General features: G+C 60.9%; 3 protein-coding genes. 1 reads left to right on the top strand and 2 read right to left on the bottom strand.

Annotated elements, in window-relative coordinates; genetic code table 11:
- On the bottom strand, positions 1 to 114 hold a 114-nt coding region (locus tag APH34_RS29175), incomplete at its 3' end, for a hypothetical protein (RefSeq protein WP_156358138.1).
- Positions 104 to 532, bottom strand: a complete 429-nt coding sequence (locus APH34_RS28345) for a LexA family transcriptional regulator (protein WP_054903786.1) — start codon at positions 530 to 532, stop codon at positions 104 to 106. The genes APH34_RS28345 and APH34_RS29175, both read right to left, overlap by 11 nt.
- A 102-nt stretch (positions 533 to 634) precedes the next feature.
- Here APH34_RS28345 and APH34_RS28340 point away from each other — a divergent pair.
- Positions 635 to 1,336, top strand: a 702-nt coding sequence (locus APH34_RS28340; protein WP_054903785.1) for an SOS response-associated peptidase family protein, incomplete at its 3' end; no start/stop codon positions are given.

Genomic DNA, 1,336 nt, shown 5'->3' with positions numbered 1-1,336 from the left:
GTTGTTGCTCAGCACCACAATGGGGGTCCTGGCCAGATCCGGCCGGAATACGCGCTCGCAGCTCGCATAGAACGAATTGCAGTCGATCAGGGCGAAGACTGGCTCACTGGGCATGGTCGCGCACACTGTAGCGAACCACGCCCCAAATCAGTAGATCGTCAACTTCCAACACATGCCTGGGCGGATAAGCGGGATTTTCCGACTGCAGGATCACCACGCCGTCGCGTCGGTACAAGCGCTTGCACACGGGTTCTGCGTTGATCGCCGCGATCACGATGTCGCCGTGCTCCGCTTCGCGGCTGCGGTCTACGATAAGAAGGTCGCCTGAGTAGATCCCCGCACCCTGCATGCTGTCCCCTTCGACCTGCACCAGGTACACATGGGGCGCACGAAGGTCGAACAGCTCATCGAGGGAAATATGGCGCTCAAGGTGATCCGCTGCCGGGGACGGAAAGCCCGCCGGCACGCGAAACGCGTACACGGGCAACTGCGTGTGGCCGCCCGTCGGGGCGCCAACGAAGGTGATGGTCATGGGGAAGATTCCGACAGAAACTGGATATATATACAGTTAACTGTCAGATCGGTCCTGCGTCAATGCGCGGTCACCGCCTGCCGACAAACGTTGAGGTGAACTATGTGTGGGCGGTACTCGATCTACGAAGAGATGGACCTCTATTTGAGGCAACTGGCCTTGGACCGGGTCGTGATCGATGGCTACGACCATGAGCGGATCAACCGATACAATGTCGCGCCCTCGACCCGCGTCGAGGTGATTCGCCCTGCAGCAAACGGGCTCAGTGTAGATCGCGTGAAATGGGGGTGGGCGCCCTTTGGGGCGAAGGCGAAGCGTCCCGAGCCGATCAATGCCCGAGCCGAAACGGTGCTGACGGGGCATTTTTTCAAGTCGTTATGGCCGCATGGCCGAGCGTTGGCCCCGGCCAACGGATGGTTCGAATGGATCCCTGATCCGGGAGATCCGAAGCGCAAACAGCCTTACTACATCACTGCCGCCAACGGTGAGCCATTGTTCTTCGCCGCCCTGGCAGAGGTGCACCGCGGTCTGGAGGCCGACGACAGCGATGGTTTCGTCGTCATCACAGCAGCGGCTGATCATGGGCTGCTCGACCTACACGACCGTAAACCACTGGTCCTGGCGCCCGCCCTGGCGCGTGAGTGGGTTGACCCTGCTACCTCGCCAGCGCGCGTTGCAGAGATCGTCCAACATGGCTGCCGACCTGCCGCCGACTTCAAGTGGTACCCGGTCAGTAAACAGGTGGGCAACGTTCGGAACCAGGGCGAAGGACTGATTCACGAGCTTCCAGACCCGCGTGGTGGA

This window comes from Pseudomonas sp. NBRC 111131 (genome assembly GCF_001320525.1).
In the GTDB taxonomy this organism is placed as follows: Bacteria; Pseudomonadota; Gammaproteobacteria; order Pseudomonadales; family Pseudomonadaceae; genus Aquipseudomonas; species Aquipseudomonas ceruminis.
The sequence above is the reverse complement of the archived record's forward strand: the minus strand, read 5'-3'. Positions and strand labels throughout refer to the sequence as shown.